Raw genomic sequence first — 22893 nt, 5'->3', positions numbered from 1 at the left:
CGGCTCCGCACCGGGGGCCGGGGCACCCGCCGGCCCTCGGTAGGGTCGGCGGGTGTCCACGAACAGCAGGCGCGGCGCGCGCGCCGCGCGCGAGCCCGCCGCACCCAGACTGCCCGACGTGCCGGCCCCCGCGGCCCCCGAGGTCTTCGACGGGGGCGCCGACCAGGTCCACATGTCGCTGGAGTTCGGCCCGCTCGACCTGCGCGGCCGGGACGTCGGCGCCGCCGAGTTCGTCCGCTGCCGCTTCTCCGGGACCGCGCTGTCCGGGCTCAAGGCGCGCCGCGCGGAGTTCTCCGACGCGGTGTTCGCCGGGGCCGACCTCGCCAACGTGCGCTTCGCCGACACCCAGCTGGCGAACGTGGCCGTCACCGACTCCCGGCTGACGGGCGCGGCCTTCACCGAGTCGTCCTTCCGCGACGTGCTGTTCGAAGGCTGCCGCGCCGACCTGGCGTCCTTCCGCTTCTCCCGCTTCCGTGACGTCGTCTTCCGCGACTGCACCCTGACCGAGGCCAACTTCCAGAACGCCGACCTCACCGGCGTCCGCTTCGAGCGCTGCACCCTCACCTCCGCCCAGTTCAGCGCCGCCACCCTGAAGGGCGCGGTCTTCACGAACTGCGACCTCTACGCCCTCTCCGGCGTCACCGCCCTGGCTGGCGCCACCATCCACCCCTCCGACGCCCACTCCCTCCTCCACACCCTCGCCTCAGCCCTCGACATCACCATCTCCGGCTGACGCCCCGCAGGAGGGCCGGCACCGGTCGCCCGCCGGCCGCGGGCCCCCGGGGCGGAAGATCCACGCGGTCTCCCCGCCCTCCTTCGTCCGCATGACGACCCGCTCGTAGTCGGCGCGGCCCAGCGCCAGCTCGTCGGCCGCGCGCCGGAAGACCTCATGCGAGAAGGCGAACGCGAAACCCGAGTGGCCGCCGGCCAGGGCGTCGCGCAGCTCGGGCGCGTCGAGCAGGCGGAACAGCAGGACGATGTCCGAGCCGACGATGCCGTGCCCGTCGTGCCGGACGAAGCCCGCGTGGACCGCCATCCGCACCCGGAAGGCAGCGCCCGGCACTGTGCGGTTGTGCCTGCGCAGCGCGGTCCCGATGGACAGCGCCACGTCCTCCACCAGCGTGATCGCCGGGGTCTCCGCGAGGAAGTACATGCCGTCTCCCCGGTCCTCCTTGTAGGCGCCCTCCCACGTGACGCCGTGCGCCGCGCAGGACGATTCGACGATCCCGTACAGGACGCCGCGGAGGTCGGCGTGCAGATGCGGGGGGTGGCGACCGAAGCCGCAGATGTCGAACGCGAACATGACCCTGTGGGACAGCTCCGTGAGGCGCGGCCCGCCGTCCTCCCGCCCGTCCCCGGACGCTCCCCGTGGGCCGAGGGCCCGCCGGACCAGCGCTGCCAGCATTCCGGACAAGGTCCTCCTCTCCCGGTGCGCGAGCGGCCGTGGCACCACGGTCACCAGCCCCAGAACTCCACGAGCGCCGCCGCGTCGAGCCGGTGCAGCAGCGGCCGGTCCCCGAGCCGCCGCCCGGTCCGCAGCATCCACTCCGTCGTGAGCATGACCGCGAGCGATTCCTCCGCGCAGTCCCGCGGCCCGTACGCGACGGGTTCGCCCGCACTGCGAGACGGAGTCATCGGAACCCTTCCCCACGGCCGCCGGAGTGCGTACAGGCAGCACTCTCCAGCGCGCGGCGACGCGGTGGAGCCGATGGAACAGCGTGGAACGAAATAGGACGAGACGCCTGGGTATCGGCGACGCCGGAAAGCAAAAGCCCCGGACCTCGCAGGTCCGGGGCCACAGCGGCGGGCGCGGCTCAGGCCGGAGTCTCCGGCAGGACGACGGGGGCGCTCAGGAGATTCCACCCGGGGCCGAGTTCCGGGATGGCGGCACGGAAGGCCTCGGCGGCGTCCAGGTAGCCCACCGACTCCGCCGCCTCGGCACGCCGCTCTCCCGCCAGGCGCAGCAGCGGCAGGTCGAGTCCGGCAGGGCTCTGGTCGAGCAGGTCGAGCGCCTCATCGTGGCCTCGGCTCGCCGCCTCGCCGAGCATCCTCAGGACCCTGCGCCCGTCACGGCCGAGGGCGGCGAGCAGCACCGCGGCCTGGAACGAGGCCTCGGCGTCGTCCGCAGCGAGGCGCGCGACGACGACACGTCCGTACGGCCACCGCCACAGGAGGTCGTGCTGTTCGTCGGGGCGCAGCGGGGTCCGGAGCGCGAACAGCCCGTCCGGGCAGGGCCGCACGGGCTCGAAGCGGGGGTCGGTCTCGATCCGGTGGGCGAGGTGGCCGCGCCGGATGAGCAGGCCGAGGTCCTCCGAGCGGCGTTCGCAGATCTCCAGCCTGTGCTTCACCTCGGCCAGCAAGGTGTGCAACGCCTCATCGGTCTGCGGCGTCCGACGGCTCAGGCCGTTCGCATGGCAGGCCCGGGCGATCGCTTCGAGGAGGCTTCCCGTCGGCACCTCCTCCAGCCCGCCCTTGCTGAGCCACCGCCAGTAGGTGGTCCTGCTGTAGCCGCGCCCTCCCTGGAGGCCGAGCTTCGCCGCCGCGTCGCATGCCCGTTTGAGGTCGGCCGGGCCCTTCACCTGTGCCCGCTTCCTGAGCGCATCGAGATAAAGCATGAGATCCCTCTTCGGAGGGTGTTTCGAGAATGCCCTTTCCATACTCTCCCTCGCGCCTTCCGCCATCCTTGACATAACGCAGCGAATCCCGATCCTCCACCCGACCACAATGCGATCACACGAAGAGCCCTCGTTCACGGCAGGTGCCATAACGAGTAGACATTTCGGACTATCGAGGCCGGGCGACCCCCGATGCACCTGACCGGCCGTTTCGGGCAGAGCAGGCGTCCGTCGAGCGCGGACGGACGGTGGGTGATCGAGAGCGAGGACAGCATGCCACGCAGACCGGGAAAAATTGGCCCAGACAGCAGCAAGTCCTTATAACCCTTTCATATCACGCATGATTCGCCGCAATATGTCCGGTGTATCCGCCGGTGTGTACGCCATCGTGGACAGGGAGCTCAGGACGTGCCGGTAGTAAAGGACGTCTTCCGGCTCCTCGATGTACAGCGCCGTCGTCAGCTGCTCCAGATAGACGGTCTCCTTCGGACGGCCGTCAGGGGGGAAGCCGGGCAGGCGGAGGAGGATCATCGGGCCGCCGGAGTGGCCGCCGGCGGAGAGCGGCACGACCTGGATGCGCAGCCGGGGCAGGTCGCACAGGTCCGCCAGGTGGTTCAGCTGCCGGAACATGGTCTTGCGGTCGGCGATCCCCCGGCGCAGGACCGACTCGTCCAGCAGCGCCCACAGGCGGGGGCCGTCGGGCGCCAGGAACCTGCGCTGGCGCAGCATCCGCAGCGCGACCCGGTGCTCGCCGTCGCCGTTCCTGGTCCCCTCGTCGCCCTGGATGACGGCGCGGGCGTACTCGGGCGTCTGGAGCAGGCCGGGCACGTACTGGGCGTCGAACGAGCGGACGAGGTCCGCCGACTGCTCCAGCGCGAGGTACGGCTCGAACCAGGCGGGGAGGATGTCGTCGAAACCCGCCCACCAGCCGGGCGCGCTCCCCTGCCGGGCCAGGTCCATGAGGTCGATGCGGCGGTCGTGGTCGGCGACGCCGTACAGGTCGCAGAGCGCGAGCACGAGGCGGACCCCGACCGTCGCCTGGTAGCCGCCCTCCACCGCGCCGATCGCGGTGTCCGGGACGCCCACCGCCCTGGCCGCCTCGATCCGGCCGACGCCGCGGGCGAGCCGGTGCCGGGCCAGCGCGTGACCGAGCGCCACGCGCATCTCGACAGGCGAGACGGGAGTACCGACCACGTCGCCGTCGGCCTGCGCGCCCGCCCGAGTCTCCAAGTAGCCGCCCCTGTCGCCCGTGCACCGACCCTAGCGCGCGGTTCCGCTCGGACCCAGGTATCGGGGAGGAGAGCGGCGAATTACCCGTCGCGGGAGAAAGGTCTCCTACCTAGGACTTGATTCCTATCCCGCAGTACTGGTCGATGGGGGTGGTGTCGGCGCCGATGTCGGGGCGCCAGGCGGGGCAGGAGACGATGCCGGGGGCGGCGAGGTCGAGGCCGGTGAAAAGGGCGGCGAGCTGGTCGGGGGTGCGCCAGCGGCCGGGCGGGGTGCCGAACTGATTCCACTGGTCGATGGCGGCGGCCATCTTGGCGCCGGTGACCTCGATCGTCGGGTGGGCTATCGCGAGGAGGCTGCCGGGGGCGCAGCGGTCCATGAGCGTGCCGGCGACGGCGCCGGCCACGTCGTCGTCGAGGACATGCCACAGGACGCCGAGCATGGTGACCGCGACGGGCTCGGTGAAGTCGAGGGTCTCCTCGGCGCGGGCGAGGATGTCCGCGGGCTCGTACAGGTCGGCGTCGAGGTAACTCGTCGCGCCCTCCCGGGTGCCGGTGAGCAGGGCGCGCGCGTGCGCGAGCACCAGGGGGTCGTTGTCGACGTAGACGACCCTGGCCGCCTCGTTCTCACGCTGCGCGACCTCGTGCGTGTTGGCGGCGGTGGGCAGTCCGGTGCCGATGTCGAGGAACTGGGCGACGCCCCGGCCCGTCGCGTACCGGACGGCCCGGCCGAGGAAGGCGCGGTCGGCCCTCGCCTGGGCGACGATGTCGGGCAGGGTCGCCTCGATCTGGTCGCCGAGCTCCTGGTCGACGGGGTAGTTCTCGGTGCCGCCCAGCCAGTAGTCCCAGATCCTCGCGGAGTGCGACACCGAGGTGTCGATGTGCGGGGAGGCGGGAAGGGGACGCTGCACGGACGACACGGGGCCTCCAGGGGCGAGGGGTCTGGGGGGAAGCACGGCGAAAAGCACCGGAGTGAACATCTCAGCGATGCCCCTTGGGGGGCGTGGGCACACGACCGGCGACAAGATTTCTAGCGCGCTCCGCGCCACCGCGCGAAGCGCGCACGCCAGGGGCGGTGCGCCGGCGCCGTACGGCCTCGGGTGGCGGAGCGCCGGGCGGCGGGTAGGGGTGGGATGTGCGAGCCGACGGGGTGGTGCGGGACCTGGGCGACGGGGTGGGGATGGTCCTGCGGGGACCGGAACTCGCCGAGGAGTACCACCGGGTTCTGCTGGGGAATCGCGCGCGGCTGCTGCGGTGGGATCCGGGCGCGATGCCCGACCCGCTGACCGTGGCGAAGGTGCGGGAGCGGATGGCGCGGGACGCGTTCGAGGCGCTGACGGGGGTCCGGGTACCGGTGGCGATCGTCGTCCGGGACGGCGAGGGCTGGCGGATCGCGGGCGGGGCGTCACTGCGGCTCGGCCGCCGCGGCACGGGCGAGATCGGGTACTGGGTGGACGCGGCGGTCGAGGGCCGCGGGGTGGCGTGCCGAGCCGTGTCGGCGCTCCTGGAGTACGGCTTCACGGAACTCGGTCTGCGCCAGGTCCGGCTGTCCACCGACGCGGGCAATCACCGCAGCCGGGCGCTCGCCCGCCGCCTCGGCTTCACCCCCGAGCACCGGGCCCCCGCCGAGGCCGACCGCACCGGCGAAATCGCGTACACCCTCGCCGCGGGCCACTGGAGACGGCCCGGTTGACGCCCCGTTTCCCGGCCCGTCCGATCCCCGACACGTCGGTTTCGGACAGGGAAGGACGCAAGATTTCGTTGCGGGGTGCCGGATATTGTCGGTTAATTGCGGGATGTAAGGCTATGTTTGCGGGATGGGATCGGGAGAGTCGGCCAAGACGCGGCGGTTGGCGGAGGTCGCGAAGAAGGTCGGGGTCAGTGAGGCGACGGTCAGCCGGGTGCTGAACGGGCGGCCCGGAGTGTCGGAGGCGACGCGGGCCGCGGTGCTGACGGCACTGGACGTGCTGGGGTACGAGCGGCCCACGCAGCTCAGGGGGGAGCGGGCCCGGCTGGTGGGGCTGGTGCTGCCGGAGCTGGGGAACCCGATCTTTCCGGCGCTCGCGGAGGTGATCGGCGGGGCGCTGGCGCAGCGGGGGTTCACGCCGGTGCTGTGCACGCGGACGGCCGGGGGCCTTTCCGAGGCGGATTATGTGGACATGCTGGTGGATCAGCAGGTGTCGGGAATGGTGTTCGCGGGCGGTCACTACGCGGAGCTGGATTCGCCGCACGAGCACTATTTCCGGCTGATGGAGCTGGGGCTGCCCGTGGTGCTCGTCAACGGGGCGGTGCCGGAGCTGGCGTTCCCCCGGGTGTCGACGGATGACGCGGTGGCCGTCGAGCAGGCTTTCACGCATCTGACGTCGCTCGGGCACGAGCGGATCGCGCTGCTGCTCGGGCCGGAGGACCACATCCCGTCGCAGCGCAAGCTCGCCGCGTTCCGCGCGGTGACCGCGACGGCGGGCCTGACGTTCGACGAGAAGGCGGTCCGGCACGCGATGTTCTCCATCGAGGGCGGCCACTCGGTGACGGCCCGGATCATCGCGGACGGGTACACGGGCGTCATCTGCGCCTCGGACGTGCTCGCGCTCGGCGCGATCCGCGCGGTCCGCCGGGCGGGCCTGGCGGCGCCGGAGGACCTCTCGGTGGTGGGCTTCGACGACTCGGCGTTCATCAACTGCACCCATCCGCCGCTCACCACGGTGCGCCAGCCGATCGAGGCGATGGGCCGGGCCGCGGTGACGATGCTGGTGAGCCAGATCGAGCGCGGCTCCGTGCCGGCCGAGGAGCTGCTGTACGAGCCGGAGCTCGTCGTGCGCGGTTCGACCGCACCCGCCCCCTCGCCCGTTACCTGATTGTGACGACCTGATCCGGCGCTTCCCCAGGCCGCCGACCGCCTCCCGGTCGGCGGCCTTTGTGCTTTCCACCTGCGAAAATCCCCGACCTGCGGCTCATTGTCGGGAATTTGCAGTGATCTGCACAGATCTTGCCATGTGATGCCCGTCTCTGTATGTTCCTCGCAACCACCCCCCAGGAGGAACCGAATGAGATCCCGTCAGGCCGCGGCGCTGCTCACCGTCGCGGCCCTCGCCCTCTCCGGCAGCGCCTGCGGCGTCAAGTCCAGCAAGAAGGACGACCCCGCGGTCTCCGGGGCAGCCGCCGCGGCAGCCGAGCCGCTCGACCCGAACACCAAGGTGACGATCTCGGTGGGCTGCCAGCCGCCGAAGACGGCCAAGGAGTTCCGGGCGGACTGGGACGCCGACGTCCAGGCCTTCCAGGCGAAGTACCCGAACATCACGATCGACAGCAAGGACGCGTTCCCCTGCATCGTCCCCGAGACGTTCCAGGCGAAGCTCGCGGGCGGCCAGATGGAGGACGTGTACTACGTCTACTACACCGACGCGCAGAGCATCATCGCCAACAAGCAGGCCGCCGACATCACGGACTACGCGGCGGGCGTCCAGAACGTCAAGGACGTCAACCCGCTGTTCCTCCAGACGCTCAAGGACGCCGAGGGCCGCCTGTACGGCCTGCCCCGCAAGGCCTACACGATGGGCCTCGTCTACAACCGCAAGCTGTTCAGCGCGGCCGGCCTGAACCCGGACAGCCCGCCCAATACCTGGGCCGAGGTCCGCGACGCGGCCAAGAAGATCTCCGCGCTCGGCGACGGCGTCGTCGGCTACGGCGAGTACAGCGCGGCCAACACGGGCGGCTGGCACTTCACGTCGCTGCTGTACGGGCAGGGCGGCTCGGTCACGTCCGCGGACGGCAAGACCGCCGCGTTCAACTCCCCCGAGGCTCGCACCGTCCTGCAGAACCTCAAGGACATGCGCTGGGCCGACGACTCGATGGGCACCAAGCAGGGCCACCGCTGGGAGGACCTGATGCGCCTCCTCGGGTCCGGCAAGCTCGGCATGATGGTCGGCGCCCCCGACGTCGTCACCGAGGCGTTCAACAACTTCGGCGCCAAGTCCGACGACCTGGGGACCACCTCGCTGCCCGAGGCCAAGTCGTCCCTGCTCGGCGGCGACGGCTACATGATCAACCCGAAGGCGTCGCCGGACCAGATCAAGGCCGCGATCCTCTGGCTGTCCTTCCACGAGCTGACCGTCGGCGAAGGCCAGTTCAACCACGCGCGCAACAAGGCGAGCGGCCGGCCCGTGGGCATCCCGGAGAACATCCTGTGGGGCGACAACGCCTCCGGCACGAAGGAGAAGGAGCTCCGGCAGCAGTACGCGACGGTGCCCCCGGGCAACTTCGCCGCCTACGAGCAGGGCTCCGCGACCATCCCGCCGAAGACCGAGCCGCCGCAGGCGCAGGCCGTCTACGCGGTCCTCGACACGGTGATGTCCGCGGTCCTCACCCGCGAGGACGCCGACATCGACGACCTGCTCGCCGAGGCCGAGAAGAAGGTCAACGCGATCCTCGCCCGCACCAAGTGACCCTCCGCTGAGCACGCCGGAGGCGCCGCCGCGGCGCCTCCGGCCGCACCCAAGGAACAACGATGGCCGTCGCAACCCGGCCCCCCAGGGGCCGCCCGCAGCGCCGGTGGGGCCCGGCCTTCCGCCGGAACCTCACCGCGTACGGGTTCCTCAGCGGAGCGCTGATCTGCTTCGCGTTCTTCTCCTGGTACCCGATGCTCCGGGGCTTCGTGCTGAGCCTCCAGCACAACAACTTCGTCGACCCGCCCGAGTGGGTCGGCCTGGACAACTACCGGACGGTGCTGGCCGACCCCGTCTTCCAGACGGCCTGGGTCAACACGCTCGTCTACACCCTGCTGGCCCTGCTCTGCGGGTACGTGGTGCCGTTCGTCGTCGCGCTGGTGCTGAACGAGCTGCGGCACGCGCGCGGCTACCTCAGGTTCGTGGTCTACCTGCCGGTGATGCTGCCCCCGGCCGTCGCGGTGCTGCTGTTCAAGTGGTTCTACGACCCGGGGCCCGGCCTGTTCAACCAGGTGCTCGGCCTGGTCGGGCTGCCCGGCCTGAGCTGGCTCGACTCGTCCTCGACCGCGCTGATCTCCCTCGTCCTCGTCTCGACGTGGATGAACCTCGGGACGGGCACGCTGATCTACCTCGCCGCGCTCCAGAGCGTCCCGGGCGAGCTGTACGAGGCCGCCGAGCTGGACGGGGCGGGCTTCTTCCGCCGCATCTGGCATGTGACGGTCCCGCAGACCCGGCTGATCCTCCTGGTGATGCTGCTGCTCCAGGTCATCGCGACGATGCAGGTGTTCATCGAGCCCTACCTGCTCACCGGCGGCGGCCCGGAGGACGCCACGATGAGCGTCGTCTACCTCATGTACCAGTACGCGTTCGTCTATGACGACTTCGGCGCGGGCAGTGCCCTGGGCGTCATGCTGATGCTGGTGCTCATGGTGTTCTCCGCCGCCTACCTGCGCTTCTCGCGCGACGACCCACAGGAGCGGTCATGAGCCTCACCGCCACCCGTCCCCCGGCCGCGCCGCCCGCGCGCAAGGGCGCGCCGCGCCGTAGACCGCGCAAGGTGTTCGGGTCCGAGCACCGCACGGTCGTCTCCCCGCACCACCTGAACACGGTGTGGGGGCGCCGGATCTACTGGGCCGTCCTGGTCTTCGTGCTGGTCACGTTCACGCTCGTGTTCCTGTTCCCGCTGTACTGGATGGTCACCGGCGCGATGAAGACGCAGGAGGAGTTCCTGCGGCTTCCGCCGACCTACTTCCCGTCGGACTGGACGCTGGAGAGCTACCGGCAGGCGTGGGAGCTGATGGGGCTCGGGAAGTTCCTGCTCAACACGTTCCAGTACGCGTTCGGGGCGCTCGCGTTCACCCTGGCGTTCGATGTGGCGGCCGCCTACGCGCTGTCGAAGCTGCGCCCGGTCTTCGGCAACGTCGTGCTGCTGGCGATGCTCGCCACGCTGATGATCCCGCCGACGGTGATCCTGCTCCCGGCCTACCTGACGGTGAAGGACCTGCCGCTCGTCCAGCTCGACCTGCTCAACACCCCCTGGGCGATCTGGCTGCCGACCGTCGCGAACGGGTTCACCGTGTTCCTGCTCAAGCGGTTCTTCGACGGGATCCCGCGCGAGCTCATCGAGGCGGCGCAGATCGACGGGGCCTCCCCGTTCCGGATCCTGCGCTCGATCGTGCTGCCGGTCTCGCGGCCGATCCTCGGCGTGGTGTCGATCCTGACCGTCACCAACGTGTGGCGGGACTTCGTGTGGCCGCTGCTGGTGCTGCCCGACCCGGAGCGGATGACGATCAGCGTAGGGATCGCGTCCCTGCGGTTCAACATGCCGCAGACGACGATGACCGCGGCGCTCGTCATCGCGAGCATCCCGACGATCGTGGTGTTCCTGGCGTTCCAGCGGCACATCATGGCGGGTCTCACCGCCGGCGGCCTCAAGGGCTGAGCCCTTCTTGTTTTCACCCTCTCGCAGATTGGAAGGCGGCAGCATGCCAGAAACGTGGTGGCGGGGAGCCGCGATCTACCAGGTCTACCCGCGCAGCTTCGCCGACGGGAACGGCGACGGCGTCGGCGACCTCGCCGGGCTCCGCGCGCGGCTCGACCATCTCGCCGACCTGGGGATCGACGCGGTCTGGCTGAACCCGTGGTACCCGTCCCCGCTGGCCGACGGCGGGTACGACGTGGCCGACTACCGGGACGTCCACCCGTCGTTCGGCACCCTGGCCGAGGCCGAGGCGCTGATCGGCGAGGCGCACGAGCGCGGGATCCGGATCATCATCGACGTGGTGCCGAACCACACGTCGGAGGTGAGCGCCTGGTTCCAGGCGGCGCTGGCGGCGGGGCCCGGCTCGCCCGAGCGGGGGCGGTTCTGGTTCCGGCCGGGCGTCGGGGACGGGCCTCCGAACGACTGGCGGTCGATCTTCGGCGGGCCGGCGTGGACCCGGGTCCCGGACGGGGAGTGGTATCTGCATCTGTTCGCCCCGGAACAGCCGGACTTCAACTGGACGCATCCCGACGTGCACGCGGACTTCCTCGACGTGCTGCGGTTCTGGTTCGACCGGGGCGTGGACGGGATCCGGATCGACTCCGCCGCCGTGCTCGTCAAGGACCCCGACGCGGCACCGGACGGGCTCGACCCGTACACCGACCGGGACGGGTGCCACGACATCTACCGGGCGTGGCGGGCGCTCACCGACACCTACGAGGACCGGATGCTCGTCGGCGAGGTCTGGCTCCCCGACGCGGACCGGCTGGCGCGCTATCTGCGCCCCGACGAGCTGCACACGGTCTTCAACTTCCCGTTCCTCGGCGCGCCCTGGAACGCTCCCCTGCTGCGCGGCGTCATCGACGACACCTTCGCGACGCTCGGGGACGCGCCCGCGACGTGGGTGCTCTCGAACCACGACGTGACGAGGCCCGTCACGCGGTACGGGCGGGCGGACTCGTCGTTCGACCACGCCGACCGGGGGCACGGGCGGCCTACCGACCCCGTCCTCGGGATGCGCCGTGCGCGCGCGGCGGCCCTCCTGGCCCTCGCGCTGCCCGGGAGCGTCTACGTCTACCAGGGCGAGGAGCTGGGCCTGCCCGAAGTGGAGGATCTGCCGGACGACGTGCTGGACGACCCGATCTGGACCCGTTCGGGGCACACCGACCGGGGCCGCGACGGCTGCCGCGTCCCCCTCCCCTGGTCCGGCGACTCCTCTCCGTTCGGCTTCGGCGGCACCCCCTGGCTCCCCCAGCCCCCCGACTGGAAGACCCTCACCGTCGAGGCCCAGCGGGCCGACCCCGACTCGATGTTCACCCTCTACCGCACCGCGCTCCACCTGCGCCGCGCCCACCTGGGCGACGGCGCCCTCACCTGGCTCGACCTCGGCCCCGACGTCCTGGCCTTCACCCGCGACTCCGGCGTGACCTGCCTGGTGAACCTCGGCTCCGTCCCCGTCCCCTTCACCGGCGAGGTACTCCTCGCCAGCGCCCCCGTCCCCGACGGCGTCCTCCCCCAGGACACCGCGGTCTGGCTCCGCTGACCCCTGGGCCCCGGCTCCCTCGGAGCCGGGGCCGGGGCGGCGAGGGCGACGGGGGAGGCGGGTGTTTAGGGTGGGGGTGAGGGGGTGGCGCACGTGCACTGGTCGACGATCGTGGGGGCGGTGCTGTTCTGGGCCTCGATGATCCTGCTCATCGTGGGGATCTACCAGTACGACGGGCCCGGGGACTGGCCCTGGTTCGCGGTGGCCGCGGTGCTGCTGGCCGGCGCTTACGGCGTGCGGGCGTGGGCGCGGCGGCGGTTCCCACCGGACGGGCCGCCCGTCTGAGGCCGGCGCTCAGGGGAAGCCGGTGAGGGTCGTCTTGCCGATGGACGTGCCGGACTCCTGGAGCCGGTGCGCCTCCCGGAGCGAGGCCGCGGTGAGGGGGCCGAGGTCACGGCGTGCCGTCGTGCGGAGCACCCCCTCGTCGACGAGACGGGCCACCCGGGTCAGGAAGTGGCCTTGCAGGGCCCGGTCGGGGGTCTGGAAGAGGGAGCGGGTGAACATCAGCTCCCAGTGGAACGACACGCTCTTGGGTTTGAGGACGCCGAGCGGGAGCGTCGCGTCGTCGTCGATGGCGACGATCGCGCCGAAGGGCCGCAGCGCCTCGGCGTAGGCGGGCAGGTTCCGCGCGGTGCCCGCGGTGCCGAACACGTGGGTCACACCGTCCGGCGCGAGCTCGCGGAGCTGCGGCGCGAGCGGCGCGTGGTGGTCGACGACGTGGTGCGCGCCCATCTCCCGCGCGAACGCCGCGGTCTCAGGGCGTGAGGCGGTGCCGATGACGGTGAGGCCGGTCCGCTGCCTGGCGAGCTGCACGACCATCGCGCCGACCCCGCCCGCCGCCGCGGTCACCAGCAGCGTCCCGGTGCCGGCGCCCTCGGCGATCCCGAGCCGTTCGAACAGGCCCTCCCAGGCGGTGAGCGACGTCAAGGGCAGGGCCGCGGCCTCGGTGCACGACAAGGTGCCCGGTTTGCGCGCGACAAGGCGTTCGTCCACCGCGTGGTACTCGGCGTTCGCGCCCGGACGGTCCAGCGCGCCCGCGTAGTAGACGGCGTCCCCCGGCGCGAACAGCTCGACGGCGTCGCCGACCTCGACGACGGTGCCCGCGGCGTCGAATCCGAGGATCCGGGGCGTCCCGCCCGGATCGTCGCCGAGGCGGGTCTTGGCGTCCACGGGGTTGACCGCGACCGCCTCGACCCGCACCAGCAGGTCGCGCGGTCCGGGCCGCGGAACCGGCAGCTCCACGTCGACCAGGCAGCCCGGGTCGTCCACCGGCAGACTGCGCGTGTAGGCGACGGCCCGCATCGTGTCCGGCATCATCGGCGCCCCTCCCCGTGATCTTCCCCTTCCCCCGGCCCTACCCCCGTCCGGGCCGCTTCACCACGCGGACGGCCCCGACCGCCGTCGTGGCGATCGGGGCTCCGGGTCGGCGTCCGCGGGTCAGCGGGTCGCGGTGTAGGCGGCGAGGATCTGGCGGAGGACGGTGTCGGGCCGGGACATGAGGACCGCGTGGGAGGCGCCCTTCACTTCGAGGACCTTGCTGCCGGCGCGCTCGGCCATGAAGCGCTGGGCGTCGGCGGGGATGACCTTGTCCTCGGTCGGGATGACGTACCAGGAGGGCAGGGTGGCCCAGGCGGGGACGCCGCTGAGGCCGGACAGGCCCTCGACGCTGCCCGGGCGCTGGGTGGCGGCCATGAGACGGGTGGTGGAGGCGGGCAGGTCCGCGCCGAAGACCGCACGGAACTTGGCGGGGTCGATGTAGCCGTCCTTGCCGCCGCCGGGGAAGTCGCGGATCAGTAGCGCCCCGCCCAGTTCGCCGCCGGGGAAGCCGGTGGCGAGGCCGAGGGGGCTCTCTCCCTCGTCGGGCGCGAAGGCCGCGACGTAGACGAGGGCCTCGACGTTCTCGTGGCCGCGCGCCGCGTTGGTGATGACGGCGCCGCCGTAGGAGTGCCCGACCATGATCACCGGTCCGGCGAGGGAGTCGACGACGCTGGAGACGTAGTCGGAGTCGCCCTCCAGCGTCCGCAGCGGGTTGGCCGGGGCGATCACCGGGAAGCCCTGCGCCTGGAGTTTGGCGATGACGGAGTTCCAGCCCGACGCGTCGGCGAACACCCCGTGCACGAGGACGATGGTGGGCTTCGGCGCGGCCGGCGTGCCACCGGGCTTCGCGGTGGACGGCGCCGCGGCGACGCCGAGGCCGACCGCGAGCGTGACCGCGGTGAACAGCACCCCGAAGGTGCGGCGGGACCTGTGCGCGGAACGAACTGTCATGTCTTGCTCCTCGGGAGGATCGGTCCTTGCTGACGGCCACAGCTTCCGGCCACCCCCCTTTCGGACACATCGGTCAGATGACTCCTTCGGCCCCGGTCGCGGGCGGGAATCCCGGGATGCAGTCATCTGACCGATGGCCCCGGGGGCGGGCGCGGACATCCTGGGGCGGTGCCGCGATATGAGACGGAAGGCCGCGTGGGCCTCTGCTACGAGGATGTGGGCGAAGGGCCGCCCGTCGTCCTCGTCGCGGGATGGCCGCTGTCCCAGCGCTTCTGGGAGCCGCAGGTCGCGGCGTTCGCCGCGGCCGGGCACCGGGTGGTGACCTACGATCCGCGCGGCTTCGGCGGCTCCGACCGGCCGTGGCAGGGCCACGGCGTCGCCGCGCGCACCGCCGACCTCACCGCGCTGGTGGACCGGCTCGGGCTGGTGCGCGCCGCGGTCGTCGCCTGCTCGACGGGCTGCGCCGAGGCCGTCGCCTACGCCGCGGAGTCCGGGCGGGTGTCCCGGCTGGTGCTCGCCAGCCCCGTCCTGTTCCCCGACCCGCTCGCCGACGAGCTGCGGTCCGCCGCGGAACGGCACCGCGTCCCGATGCTCGACGACGTGCTGCGCCGGATCTTCGCCGTCGCCGGGAGGCCCGCGCTGGACGAGCCGACCCGCCGCTACCTGCTCCGCACCGCCGAGGACTCCTCCCCCTGGGCCACGCTCGGCGCCCTCTCCGCGTGGTCCGCCGCCGACCCGGCCGCCGACCTCGCCCGGCTCGCCCTGCCCGTCCTCGTGGTCCGGGCCGAGGACGACGCCCTCGTCCCGCCCGAGGACGGCGGCGCCCGCGTGGCGGCCGCCATTCCCGGCAGCCTCCTCACCACCGTCCCCGACGCCCCCCACGGCGCCTCTTACACCCACCAGGACCAGTGGAACCGGACGGTCCTGGACTTTCTTGCCGAATAGCCCCGAACCGCGCACAAGATTCTTTACCGTAAGCGGCATGTCGGACTCCGTCTTCCCACCCGCGGCCGGGACTTCCGCCGACGCCGCGGCACACCCGCCCGTTCCCGCCGTGTCCGGACGCGTCACCAGGGCGGCCGTCATCGGCAGCGTCATCGAGTACTACGACTTCGTGCTCTTCGGCCTCGCCGCGGCGCTCGTCTTCGACGACGAGTTCTTCCCCTCCGACAGCCCGCTCGCGGGCTCACTCGGCGCCTTCGCCGCGTTCGCCGTCGGCTTCCTCGTCCGGCCGCTCGGCGGAATGGTCTTCGGCCACATCGGCGACCGTGCCGGACGCCGCCCCGTCCTCCTCGCGACCGTCCTGCTCATGGGCCTGTCGACGGCCGCCATCGGACTGCTGCCCACCTACGACCAGGTCGGGGTGCTCGCGCCGGTGCTCCTCGTCGTCCTGCGGATCGTCCAGGGATTCGGGGCGGGGGCCGAGTACGTCGGCGCGCTCGTGCTCGTCGCCGAGTCCAGCGAACCCCGCCGCCGCGGCTTCTGGGCGTCGCTGCCCGCGGCCGGGGTCAGCCTCGGGCTCCTCCTCGGCACCCTCGTCTTCACCGCGGTCTCGGCGCTGCCCGACGCCGGGTCCTGGGCCTGGCGGGCGCCGTTCCTGCTCGGCCTCGTCGGCGTCGCCGCCGGGCTGTACCTGCGGGCGCGCGTCCCGGAGTCGGTGCTGTTCGAGCGGGAGCGCCTGCGCGGCGTCGCCCGGATGCCGTCGGCCGAGGTCGTCCGGCGGCGGCCGCGCGCGCTGCTCACCGCCGCGGCCATCGCCGCGCCCTTCGGCGCCGCCTCGTACGTCATCAACGTCTTCGTGCTGTCGTACGTCACCCACTCGGCGGGGCTGTCGACGACGGCCGCGCTGATCGCCAACATCGCGGGCAACGTCGTGTCGATCGTGCTCACGCCCCTGTTCGGGCTGCTCTCCGACCGGATCGGGCGACGGCCGGTGTTCCTCGGCTGCGCGGTGTTCCTCGCGGCGTTCGCGTTCCCGATGTTCTGGCTCCTCGACACCGGCGACCCCGTGCTCGTCGCCGTCGTCTGCGCGCTCGGCTACGGCGTCGGCATCGGCGGCATGTGGGCCGTGCAGGGCGCGCTGTACACCGAGCTCTTCCCGACCCGCTACCGGTACAGCGGCATCATCGTCGCCCGCGAATGGTCGGCGGCGCTCGGCAGCGGGCCGGCCCCGTTCGTCGCGACGGCGCTCGCCGCCTGGGCGGGCGGCGCGACCTGGCCGATCTCGGTCCTGCTCGTCGGCTGCATGGCCGTCGTCATCGCCGCCGTCGCGCGCGCCCCGGAGACCCGGGACGCCGATCTCACCGACGTCGTCTTCGACGGTTCCCGCGCGGTTGCAGTCATCTGACCGATTACCGAGCCCGGGTGCCGGGCCTAACTTCATGGCATCGCCCCCAGGAAAGGACACACGTCATGAGCAAGCCCGACACCATCATCCTGATCCACGGCTTCTGGGTGACCCCGCGCTCGTGGGAGGACTGGATCGCGCACTACGAGGCCAAGGGCTTCAAGGTGATCGCGCCCGCCTACCCCGGCTTCGAGGTCGAGGTCGAGGCACTGCGAGCGGACATGACCCCGATCGAGAACCTGACGGTCGCCGGCGTGGTCGACAAGATCGCGGGCATCATCGAGGGGCTCGACTCCCCGCCGATCATCATGGGCCACTCCGCGGGCGGCGTGTTCACCCAGCTCCTCCTCGACCGCGGGCTCGGCGCCGTGGGCGTCACGCTGAACTCGGCGCCGACCGAGGGCGTCAAGGTGGTGCCGCTCAGCCAGCTCAAGTCGACCTTCCCGGTACTGAAGAACCCGGCGAACCACCACAAGGCGGTGCCGATCAGCTTCGAGCAGTGGAACTACGCCTTCACCAACACCTTCCCCGACGACGAGGCCCGCCGCCTCTACGACCGCTACGCCATCCCGGTGTCCGGTCGCGTCCTGTTCGACAGCGTCCTGGGGAACTTCCAGCCCGGCCACCAGGCGACCTGGGTCGACTACCACAACGACAAGCGCGCGCCGCTGCTGTTCCTCTCCGGCTCCGAGGACCACATCATGCCGCCGAAGGTCCAGGCGTCCAACGCCGCCCACTACAAGTCCGACACCATCACCGAGACCAAGGTCTACGACGGCTACCCCCACCTCATGCCGTCCGCCCCCGGCTGGCAGGCCATCGCCGACCATGCCCTCGACTGGGCCCTCGCCCACGCCCGCTGACCGCCCCGCCCTCCGGGGGCGGCGCGACGACGCGCGGCCCCCGGCGAGAACCGGCGCACGCGGAATTCGGACGGGACTCGTGCGGAGCCTCCGGATGACCGCGGTGAGGCCGGTGCGGAATCTGGATCTCGCTCTCCTCCCTGGGAAGGGAGGCGGGGTGGCGAACTCATTCGTTCGGGTGATCCCGATATATCGCCCTCGGTCTACCGTCGAGACCATGGCGAACAGAGCGCGGAGCGCGCGGACGGACGCGGCGGTCGCCCTCGGGGCCGTCGCCCCCGCACTCGTCCACCAGTCCGCCGCCGACCCCTCTGGGGCGGCCTCCCTGGCGCTCGGCGGATACGCGGTGGTCGCGGTCGCCGCGCTGACGGTCCGCCGCCGCGCCCCGGTCGCGATCTGCTGCCTCGTGTTCGCGGCGTTCGCCGCGACGGAAGCCGCCACGTCCGTCGCCGGGGTGTCCCTGAGCGCGCTCACCCTCCTGCCCGTCGCGGTCGCGCTCTCCTCGGCGGGCGTGGCCCCGCTGACCGGCTGGGCGGTTCAGCGGGCGAGAACGTCCAGGTAATGCTGGTTGTACATGACGCCGAGGACGTTGCCGAAGGGGTCGACGACGGAGGCGGTGACGAAGCCGGGTCCGCGCTCCACGGGCTTCTCGTGGGGGGTCGCGCCGAGGGAGAGCAGGCGGTCGAAGGCGGCCTCCGGATCATCGACGTGCCAGTAGGTGACGGGTCCGGACGGGATGTCCGAGGCGGGGGCGGGCGCGAACCGGCGGTCGATGACGCCGAGTTCGTGCTGGTGGTCGCCGATGCGGAACTCCACATAGGCGGTGGATCCCGCGATCTCGCGTGCGAAGTAGGGCTCGGTGCCGAGCACCTCGGTGTACCAGCGCGCGGCGGCGGTGACGTCGTCGGCGAAGAACGTGACGGTGGTGAGGCCTCGCAGCATGGGATGTCTCCTTTCTCCGGTGAACAAGGTCCATGGTTCCCGGCAAAGTGCTCATCTTCTGAGCACTTTTGCGGAGAGAATCCGGGAATGCGCGCAGACCGCCTCCTCGCCGCTTTGATGCTGTTCCAGTCCCGCGGCCGGATGACCGCCGCCGACCTCGCCGCGGAACTCGACGTCTCCCTCGCCACGGCCCGCCGCGACCTCGAGGCCCTCGCGGCGGCGGGTGTGCCGGTCTACCCGCAGCCCGGGCGCGGCGGCGGCTGGGCGCTCGTCGGCGGGGCCCGCACCGACCTGAGCGGGCTGACCTCGGGCGAGACCCAGGCCCTGTTCCTCCTGCTCGGTCCGGCTTCGTCCGCCTCCGCGGAGGCCAAGGCCGCGCTCCGCAAGCTCACCGGCGCGCTCCCGACCACGTTCCGCGCGGACGCCCGGGCCGCCTCGGACGCCGTCGTCGTCGACCCCGTCTCCTGGGGCGGCGCCGCCCGCTCCCGGCCGCCGCTCGTGGCCGTCCTCCAGTCCGCGGTCGTCCGCCGGCGCCGGATCCGGCTCGCCTACGCCGCCCGCACCGGGCCGCCCTCCGACCGCCTCGTCTCCCCCTGGGGCCTCATCGACAAGGACGAGGTCTGGTACCTCATCGCGGGCACCGACCAGGGTCGGCGCACCTTCCGGGTGGACCGCGTCCTGTCGGCCGCCCTTACCGAGGAGCCTTTCGCGTTCCCCGACGACTTCACCCTCGCCCAGGCGTGGCGAGAGGTCGTCGAGGAGATCGAGGGCCGGCGCGCCAGGACGTGGGCGACCGTCGCGACCCACCCCAGCCACCTCCCCGTGCTGCGCACCCACTTCGGCCGGCACTGCCACCCGCTCCCCGACCCGCCTTCGCCCGATCTCCTCCGCATCCGTGTGGCCGCCCCCACGCCCCTCGACCTGGCGCGCTCCCTCGCCGGATGGGGCGCGCTCCTGGAGGTGCTCGACCCGCCGTCCGTCCGCGCCGAGCTCGCGCGGATCGGCGCGGAGCTCGGCGCCCTCTACGAGCCCGGCCCATCCTGAGAGATCTTCGGATTCGAGGCCGTGCGGGGCTCCCGCGGAGCCGCGGCAGGGACGAGAATCGCGCGCAACCCGATGACGGAACACGGACCGAGGAGGACACGATGGGCAGGACGGCTCTGGTGACGGGCGGAAGCGGGTTCGTCGGCAGCCATCTGGTGGGCGCGCTGCTCTGCCGGGGCTACCGGGTGCGGGCGACGGTCCGGGACGTCGCGGACGAGCGGAAGACGGGCCCGCTGAGGGATCTGCCGGGAAGCGAACGGCTCGCCCTGTTCGAGGCGGATCTGCTGGAGCCCGGGTCGTTCGCGGAGGCGATGGACGGCTGCGAGGTCGTGTTCCATGTGGCGTCGCCGTTCTGGATGCCGGAGAAGATCCGCGACGGGTACGCCGAGATGGTCGAGCCCGCCCTCGAAGGGACCAGGAACGTGCTCGGGAGCGTCGAGGCGACGCCGTCGGTCGAGCGGGTGGTGCTCACCTCGACGGTCGGGGCGATCTTCGGCGACTACATCGACGTCCACGACATGAAGGACAGGACGCTCACCGAGGAGCACTTCAATACGACGAGCACGGTCGAGAACAATCCGTACCACTACGCCAAGACCGTCGCGGAGCAGGAGGCCTGGAAGATCGCGGGCGCACAGGACAGGTGGTCGCTCGTCGCGGTCAATCCGGGGCTGGTCCTCGGGCCGTCGTTCACGCCCGCGTCGGAGTCCGGCAGCCTCTTCCTCATGGACGAGCTGATGCGCGGCCTGTTCTTCTACGGGGCGCCCGGTTTCAGCTTCACCATCGTCGATGTCCGCGATGTCGCCGAAGCCCACATCCTGGCCGCCGAGAACCCCGCGGCCGAGGGGCGCTACATCCTGGCCCATCCGGAGATGTACTCGTTCGCACAGATGGCCGCGATCATCCGGTCACGCTACCCCCGCAAATACCTCATCCCCCGACACACCGTCCCGGACTGGGCCGTCCGCATTCTCGGCCCCCGCTTCGGGCTCACCCAGGACTACATCCGCAACCACCTGGGCATCCGCTTCGCCGTCGACAACACCCGCAGCACCCGCGACCTCGGCCTCGCCTACCGTCCCGCCGAACAGACCGTGCTCGACCACTACGCGGCCTGGCTCCACCGCTGACCCCGCAGCGGCCCCGTCAACCCGGCGACGCCCCGGGCAGCCCGTCGCCGCCGCCGTAGAAGTTCTCCAGGAACAGGTCGAGCGCCGCGAGGTCGGGATGCTCCAGCAGCCGCCCCTCCGGGGCCGAGGCCGCCCCCTCGAGCTGCCGCATCCGCGCCCGCACCACCCGCACGACGTCCCCGGTCGCCTGGTACCACCGTGCCAGGAGATCCCGCTCTTTCCCGAACTCCTCATCGCTCACACCCCCGTACCTACCCGCTTTCCCCCCGTTTCCACCCCCTTCCCCGCTCGCTGCTCCCCTGCCGTGACCGCGGTGGACCCGTCCCCCGGCTCGACGACCCGCGCCCGGCCGTGCGGTCATGGCCCGAGGTGGCCGGACGGCGGTCTCACGGGGTGGGGACCAGGACGTCAGGGGGTGGGCGGGGGGGTGAGCATGGGGACGAGGAAGCGGTGGGCCAGGGCGGCGAGCTGGGCTTCGTCGTCCAGGTCGACGAGGTCGGTGGGGATGGCGAGGAAGGAGGCGGAGATGCGGACCATCATCTCGGCGACGAGGTCGGTGTCGAGGTCGGCGGAGACGGTGCCGGCCCGCTGCTCGCTGCGGATCTGGCCCGCGACGAACCGGCGGACCGTGGCGATGAGGGCGCCGTCGTTGATCATGGACGGGACCATGAGGTCGGGCTCGGTGGCGATGAGGCCGCCGATGAGCGGGTTGCCGCGGATCGCGCGCAGCGAGCTGACGAACCCCAGGACGACCCTGTCCGCGGCGGTCTCGGCCCGTTCGATCTCGACGAGGAACTGGTCGAAGTAGCGCCGGAACTCGCGCCGCACGACCTGTTCGACCAGCGCGTCCTTGGTGGCGAACCGCCGGTAGACCGTGATCCGGGAGACCCCCGCGCGGCGGGCCACGTCCTCCATGGTCGAGCGCTGGATGCCCATCCGGCAGAACAGCTCGTAGGCCGCGTCGAGGACGCGCGCGCGGGCGGCGTCCACGTCGTCGACGCCTTCGACCGCCTCGGTGTAGGCGCGCTTGATCAGCGACTCGGGATCGGCCGTCGAAGGGGTCACGATCGAGGACAGCCCAGGTTCCATGATTCCTCCTGACACGGCCGCCCGCCGTCCGTCGTCGGCGCCGCCGACTTTCACGATAGGGCCTTGCCGCCGCCAAAACGCTGTGCTGTCATGAGCCTACCACCCCATGATACGCCGAATCAGGAAGCGTTTCATCGTATCAGCGCTGTATCACGAACGGGTGCCGTCAGCTTCGAGGAGGAGCGAAGGCATGGAGATACCCAGCAGACGCAATGTGCTCATGGCCGGCGGGGCGCTCGGCGCGGTCGGCGCCCTCTCCGGGGCCGCCCCCGCCTGGTCGTGGTCGCCGAAGGGCTCGGTCGTCGGCGAGGGCGCGGGCCTCGACCCCAAGTGGGTGTGGGACCCCGAGGCCGACGCCCTGCTCGCGGCCGTCATCGACCGCGGCGACGTGCCCCGGGTCAACGCGCTCCTGCGCACCTGGACCAAGAACGCCCAGCCCCTGCCCGACGGGCTGCCCGCCGACCTGAAGGCCTTCATGGACAAGGCCCGCGTGATGCCGGCGTGGTCCGACCCGGGCAAGCTCACCGCGGCGGTCGACTTCAACGAGAAGCGCGGACTGTACCTAGGCGTCCTGTACGGCCTCGCCAGCGGCATGATGAGCACCGTCATTCCCAAGGAGGCCCGCGCGGTCTACCACTCCAAGGGCGGCGCGGACATGAAGGACCGCATCTCCAAGACCGCGAAGCTCGGCTACGACATCGGCTCGAAGAACGCCTACACCGACGACGGCGAGATGATCGTCACCTGCGTCAAGACCCGGCTCGTGCACGCCGCCGTGCGCCACCTCCTGCCGCAGTCCCCCTACTGGACCGCCTCCGCCGACGAGGAGATCCCCATCTCCCAGGCGGACATGATGGTCACCTGGCACAGCCTCCCGACGACCGTCATGCGCAACCTCGTCGCCTGGAAGGTGCCGATCCCGGCCGCCGAGTCGACCGCGTTCCTGCACTCCTGGCAGGTCGGCGCGCACATGCTCGGCATCAAGGACGAGTACATCCCGGCCACCTGGGACGAGGCGAACTCCCAGGCCAAGCAGGTGCTCGACCCGATCCTCGCGCCCACCCCCGAGGGCATCAAGCTCGCCGACGTCCTGCTCGACCTGGGCTCCACCATCGACGGGTCGGTCCTCACCAGGCCCGTCCTGAGCGCGTTCACCAGGTTCCTGCTCGGCGACCGGATCGCCGAGTGGCTGGAGATCAAGAAGACCCCGTTCTGGACCGGCCTGCTCAAGACGGCGTGGCCGCCCTTCGTCGCCGTCCGGGAGGGCCTGCTGCCGTTCCCGCTCGCCCCGGAGGCCTACTGGACCTTCGACGAGATCCTCCGCAAGTTCGTCCTGCTGTTCCTGTCCGAGGCACAGACCATCAGCATCGAGATCCCGGACACCAACCGCCCCACCTGACCGC

Annotated in this window: 25 protein-coding genes; 15 read left to right on the top strand and 10 right to left on the bottom strand. The window is 71.7% G+C overall.

Going from position 1 to position 22893, the window contains the following annotated elements; genetic code table 11:
- The first annotated feature begins 52 nt into the window (after window positions 1-52).
- Window positions 53-733, top strand: a complete 681-nt coding sequence (locus tag EDD29_RS08815; protein WP_246052626.1) for a pentapeptide repeat-containing protein — start codon at window positions 53-55, stop codon at window positions 731-733.
- Here the strand turns inward: EDD29_RS08815 and EDD29_RS08810 are convergent.
- The 5 genes from EDD29_RS08810 to EDD29_RS08790 form a co-directional block, all read right to left on the bottom strand.
- The gene (locus tag EDD29_RS08810; RefSeq protein ID WP_123663917.1) at window positions 704-1405 is read right to left on the bottom strand and encodes a hypothetical protein; all 702 of its coding nucleotides are present in this window, start codon (window positions 1403-1405) and stop codon (window positions 704-706) included. The two genes, EDD29_RS08815 and EDD29_RS08810, sit on opposite strands and share 30 nt — an antisense overlap.
- Before the next feature lie 50 nt (window positions 1406-1455).
- On the bottom strand, window positions 1456-1635 hold the full coding sequence (locus tag EDD29_RS08805; protein ID WP_123663916.1) for a hypothetical protein: 180 nt from the start codon (window positions 1633-1635) through the stop codon (window positions 1456-1458).
- A gap of 179 nt (window positions 1636-1814) precedes the next feature.
- Entirely contained in the window at window positions 1815-2615 is an 801-nt protein-coding gene (locus tag EDD29_RS08800) for a hypothetical protein (RefSeq protein ID WP_148085907.1), read from the bottom strand.
- 318 nt (window positions 2616-2933) lie between these two features.
- Window positions 2934-3845, bottom strand: a complete 912-nt coding sequence (locus EDD29_RS08795) for a helix-turn-helix domain-containing protein (RefSeq protein ID WP_148085906.1) — start codon at window positions 3843-3845, stop codon at window positions 2934-2936.
- 109 nt (window positions 3846-3954) lie between these two features.
- Complete coding sequence (locus EDD29_RS08790; RefSeq protein ID WP_246052624.1) at window positions 3955-4761, bottom strand: SAM-dependent methyltransferase; 807 nt, start codon at window positions 4759-4761, stop codon at window positions 3955-3957.
- A 215-nt stretch (window positions 4762-4976) separates the two neighbouring features.
- On the opposite strand from EDD29_RS08790, the gene EDD29_RS08785 reads away from it, so the two are divergent.
- The 7 genes from EDD29_RS08785 to EDD29_RS08755 all read left to right on the top strand — a co-directional run bounded on the left by EDD29_RS08785 (window position 4977) and on the right by EDD29_RS08755 (window position 12092).
- The gene (locus EDD29_RS08785) at window positions 4977-5534 is read left to right on the top strand and encodes a GNAT family N-acetyltransferase (protein WP_148085905.1); all 558 of its coding nucleotides are present in this window, start codon (window positions 4977-4979) and stop codon (window positions 5532-5534) included.
- A 124-nt stretch (window positions 5535-5658) separates the two neighbouring features.
- Window positions 5659-6696, top strand: coding sequence for a LacI family DNA-binding transcriptional regulator (locus tag EDD29_RS08780; RefSeq protein ID WP_123663911.1), 1038 nt, complete (start codon window positions 5659-5661; stop codon window positions 6694-6696).
- A 189-nt stretch (window positions 6697-6885) separates the two neighbouring features.
- Window positions 6886-8283 carry an extracellular solute-binding protein gene (locus tag EDD29_RS08775; protein WP_123663910.1) on the top strand — a complete coding sequence of 466 codons (1398 nt, stop codon included), beginning with the start codon at window positions 6886-6888 and terminating at the stop codon, window positions 8281-8283.
- A 62-nt stretch (window positions 8284-8345) separates the two neighbouring features.
- Window positions 8346-9269, top strand: coding sequence for a carbohydrate ABC transporter permease (locus tag EDD29_RS08770; protein ID WP_123663909.1), 924 nt, complete (start codon window positions 8346-8348; stop codon window positions 9267-9269).
- Window positions 9266-10225, top strand: coding sequence for a carbohydrate ABC transporter permease (locus tag EDD29_RS08765; protein ID WP_123663908.1), 960 nt, complete (start codon window positions 9266-9268; stop codon window positions 10223-10225). The genes EDD29_RS08770 and EDD29_RS08765 overlap by 4 nt, the downstream gene beginning before the upstream one ends.
- 43 nt (window positions 10226-10268) lie before the next feature.
- Entirely contained in the window at window positions 10269-11807 is a 1539-nt protein-coding gene (locus EDD29_RS08760) for a glycoside hydrolase family 13 protein (protein WP_123663907.1), read from the top strand.
- Between the two features lie 84 nt (window positions 11808-11891).
- The gene (locus EDD29_RS08755; protein ID WP_123663906.1) at window positions 11892-12092 is read left to right on the top strand and encodes a hypothetical protein; all 201 of its coding nucleotides are present in this window, start codon (window positions 11892-11894) and stop codon (window positions 12090-12092) included.
- Window positions 12093-12101: 9 nt separating this feature from the next.
- Here the strand turns inward: EDD29_RS08755 and EDD29_RS08750 are convergent, their stop codons facing one another.
- Both EDD29_RS08750 and EDD29_RS08745 read right to left on the bottom strand, forming a co-directional pair.
- Window positions 12102-13124, bottom strand: a complete 1023-nt coding sequence (locus EDD29_RS08750; protein ID WP_123663905.1) for a zinc-binding alcohol dehydrogenase family protein — start codon at window positions 13122-13124, stop codon at window positions 12102-12104.
- A 120-nt stretch (window positions 13125-13244) separates the two neighbouring features.
- Window positions 13245-14075 carry an alpha/beta fold hydrolase gene (locus EDD29_RS08745; RefSeq protein WP_123663904.1) on the bottom strand — a complete coding sequence of 277 codons (831 nt, stop codon included), beginning with the start codon at window positions 14073-14075 and terminating at the stop codon, window positions 13245-13247.
- Window positions 14076-14243: 168 nt separating this feature from the next.
- Here EDD29_RS08745 and EDD29_RS08740 point away from each other — a divergent pair, with 168 nt between their 5' ends.
- The 4 genes from EDD29_RS08740 to EDD29_RS08725 all read left to right on the top strand — a co-directional run bounded on the left by EDD29_RS08740 (window position 14244) and on the right by EDD29_RS08725 (window position 17847).
- The gene (locus EDD29_RS08740) at window positions 14244-15020 is read left to right on the top strand and encodes an alpha/beta fold hydrolase (protein WP_170201321.1); all 777 of its coding nucleotides are present in this window, start codon (window positions 14244-14246) and stop codon (window positions 15018-15020) included.
- Between the two features lie 37 nt (window positions 15021-15057).
- Complete coding sequence (locus EDD29_RS08735; protein WP_123663902.1) at window positions 15058-16422, top strand: MFS transporter; 1365 nt, start codon at window positions 15058-15060, stop codon at window positions 16420-16422.
- A gap of 65 nt (window positions 16423-16487) precedes the next feature.
- Complete coding sequence (locus EDD29_RS08730; RefSeq protein WP_123663901.1) at window positions 16488-17285, top strand: alpha/beta hydrolase; 798 nt, start codon at window positions 16488-16490, stop codon at window positions 17283-17285.
- A gap of 217 nt (window positions 17286-17502) precedes the next feature.
- On the top strand, window positions 17503-17847 hold the full coding sequence (locus EDD29_RS08725; protein WP_123663900.1) for a hypothetical protein: 345 nt from the start codon (window positions 17503-17505) through the stop codon (window positions 17845-17847).
- Here EDD29_RS08725 and EDD29_RS08720 read toward each other — a convergent pair.
- A complete protein-coding gene (locus EDD29_RS08720; RefSeq protein WP_123663899.1) occupies window positions 17823-18227 on the bottom strand; it encodes a VOC family protein in 405 nt (134 codons plus the stop codon). The genes EDD29_RS08725 and EDD29_RS08720 overlap by 25 nt on opposite strands.
- Before the next feature lie 87 nt (window positions 18228-18314).
- Here EDD29_RS08720 and EDD29_RS08715 point away from each other — a divergent pair, with 87 nt between their 5' ends.
- Together EDD29_RS08715 and EDD29_RS08710 are read left to right on the top strand one after the other, a co-directional pair.
- Entirely contained in the window at window positions 18315-19271 is a 957-nt protein-coding gene (locus EDD29_RS08715) for a helix-turn-helix transcriptional regulator (protein ID WP_123663898.1), read from the top strand.
- 101 nt (window positions 19272-19372) lie between these two features.
- A complete protein-coding gene (locus EDD29_RS08710; RefSeq protein ID WP_123663897.1) occupies window positions 19373-20401 on the top strand; it encodes an NAD-dependent epimerase/dehydratase family protein in 1029 nt (342 codons plus the stop codon).
- A gap of 16 nt (window positions 20402-20417) precedes the next feature.
- On the opposite strand, the gene EDD29_RS08705 is transcribed toward EDD29_RS08710, so the two are convergent.
- Window positions 20418-20642 (bottom strand): hypothetical protein, encoded by a 225-nt coding sequence (locus EDD29_RS08705; RefSeq protein WP_123663896.1) that lies wholly within the window; start codon window positions 20640-20642, stop codon window positions 20418-20420.
- 167 nt (window positions 20643-20809) lie between these two features.
- Entirely contained in the window at window positions 20810-21490 is a 681-nt protein-coding gene (locus tag EDD29_RS08700; protein ID WP_123663895.1) for a TetR/AcrR family transcriptional regulator, read from the bottom strand.
- Window positions 21491-21680: 190 nt separating this feature from the next.
- On the opposite strand from EDD29_RS08700, the gene EDD29_RS08695 reads away from it, so the two are divergent.
- Entirely contained in the window at window positions 21681-22889 is a 1209-nt protein-coding gene (locus tag EDD29_RS08695; RefSeq protein ID WP_123663894.1) for an oxygenase MpaB family protein, read from the top strand.
- Window positions 22890-22893 lie beyond the last annotated feature (4 nt).

The sequence above is a fragment of the Actinocorallia herbida genome (genome assembly GCF_003751225.1).
GTDB lineage: Bacteria > Actinomycetota > Actinomycetes > Streptosporangiales > Streptosporangiaceae > Actinocorallia > Actinocorallia herbida.
This window is presented reverse-complemented; position numbering and strand designations above follow the sequence as displayed.

Excerpts from the sequence above, each read along its gene's own strand:
- EDD29_RS08810 (WP_123663917.1), bottom strand. The coding sequence starts at position 1,405 with ATGCTGGCAGCGCTGGTCCGGCGGGCCCTCGGCCCACGGGGAGCGTCC.
- EDD29_RS08805 (WP_123663916.1), bottom strand. The coding sequence starts at position 1,635 with ATGACTCCGTCTCGCAGTGCGGGCGAACCCGTCGCGTACGGGCCGCGG.
- EDD29_RS08800 (WP_148085907.1), bottom strand. The coding sequence starts at position 2,615 with ATGCTTTATCTCGATGCGCTCAGGAAGCGGGCACAGGTGAAGGGCCCG.
- EDD29_RS08780 (WP_123663911.1), top strand. The coding sequence starts at position 5,659 with ATGGGATCGGGAGAGTCGGCCAAGACGCGGCGGTTGGCGGAGGTCGCG.
- EDD29_RS08775 (WP_123663910.1), top strand. The coding sequence starts at position 6,886 with ATGAGATCCCGTCAGGCCGCGGCGCTGCTCACCGTCGCGGCCCTCGCC.
- EDD29_RS08770 (WP_123663909.1), top strand. The coding sequence starts at position 8,346 with ATGGCCGTCGCAACCCGGCCCCCCAGGGGCCGCCCGCAGCGCCGGTGG.
- EDD29_RS08765 (WP_123663908.1), top strand. The coding sequence starts at position 9,266 with ATGAGCCTCACCGCCACCCGTCCCCCGGCCGCGCCGCCCGCGCGCAAG.
- EDD29_RS08760 (WP_123663907.1), top strand. The coding sequence starts at position 10,269 with ATGCCAGAAACGTGGTGGCGGGGAGCCGCGATCTACCAGGTCTACCCG.
- EDD29_RS08750 (WP_123663905.1), bottom strand. The coding sequence starts at position 13,124 with ATGATGCCGGACACGATGCGGGCCGTCGCCTACACGCGCAGTCTGCCG.
- EDD29_RS08745 (WP_123663904.1), bottom strand. The coding sequence starts at position 14,075 with ATGACAGTTCGTTCCGCGCACAGGTCCCGCCGCACCTTCGGGGTGCTG.
- EDD29_RS08735 (WP_123663902.1), top strand. The coding sequence starts at position 15,058 with ATGTCGGACTCCGTCTTCCCACCCGCGGCCGGGACTTCCGCCGACGCC.
- EDD29_RS08730 (WP_123663901.1), top strand. The coding sequence starts at position 16,488 with ATGAGCAAGCCCGACACCATCATCCTGATCCACGGCTTCTGGGTGACC.
- EDD29_RS08725 (WP_123663900.1), top strand. The coding sequence starts at position 17,503 with ATGGCGAACAGAGCGCGGAGCGCGCGGACGGACGCGGCGGTCGCCCTC.
- EDD29_RS08720 (WP_123663899.1), bottom strand. The coding sequence starts at position 18,227 with ATGCTGCGAGGCCTCACCACCGTCACGTTCTTCGCCGACGACGTCACC.
- EDD29_RS08715 (WP_123663898.1), top strand. The coding sequence starts at position 18,315 with ATGCGCGCAGACCGCCTCCTCGCCGCTTTGATGCTGTTCCAGTCCCGC.
- EDD29_RS08710 (WP_123663897.1), top strand. The coding sequence starts at position 19,373 with ATGGGCAGGACGGCTCTGGTGACGGGCGGAAGCGGGTTCGTCGGCAGC.
- EDD29_RS08700 (WP_123663895.1), bottom strand. The coding sequence starts at position 21,490 with ATGGAACCTGGGCTGTCCTCGATCGTGACCCCTTCGACGGCCGATCCC.
- EDD29_RS08695 (WP_123663894.1), top strand. The coding sequence starts at position 21,681 with ATGGAGATACCCAGCAGACGCAATGTGCTCATGGCCGGCGGGGCGCTC.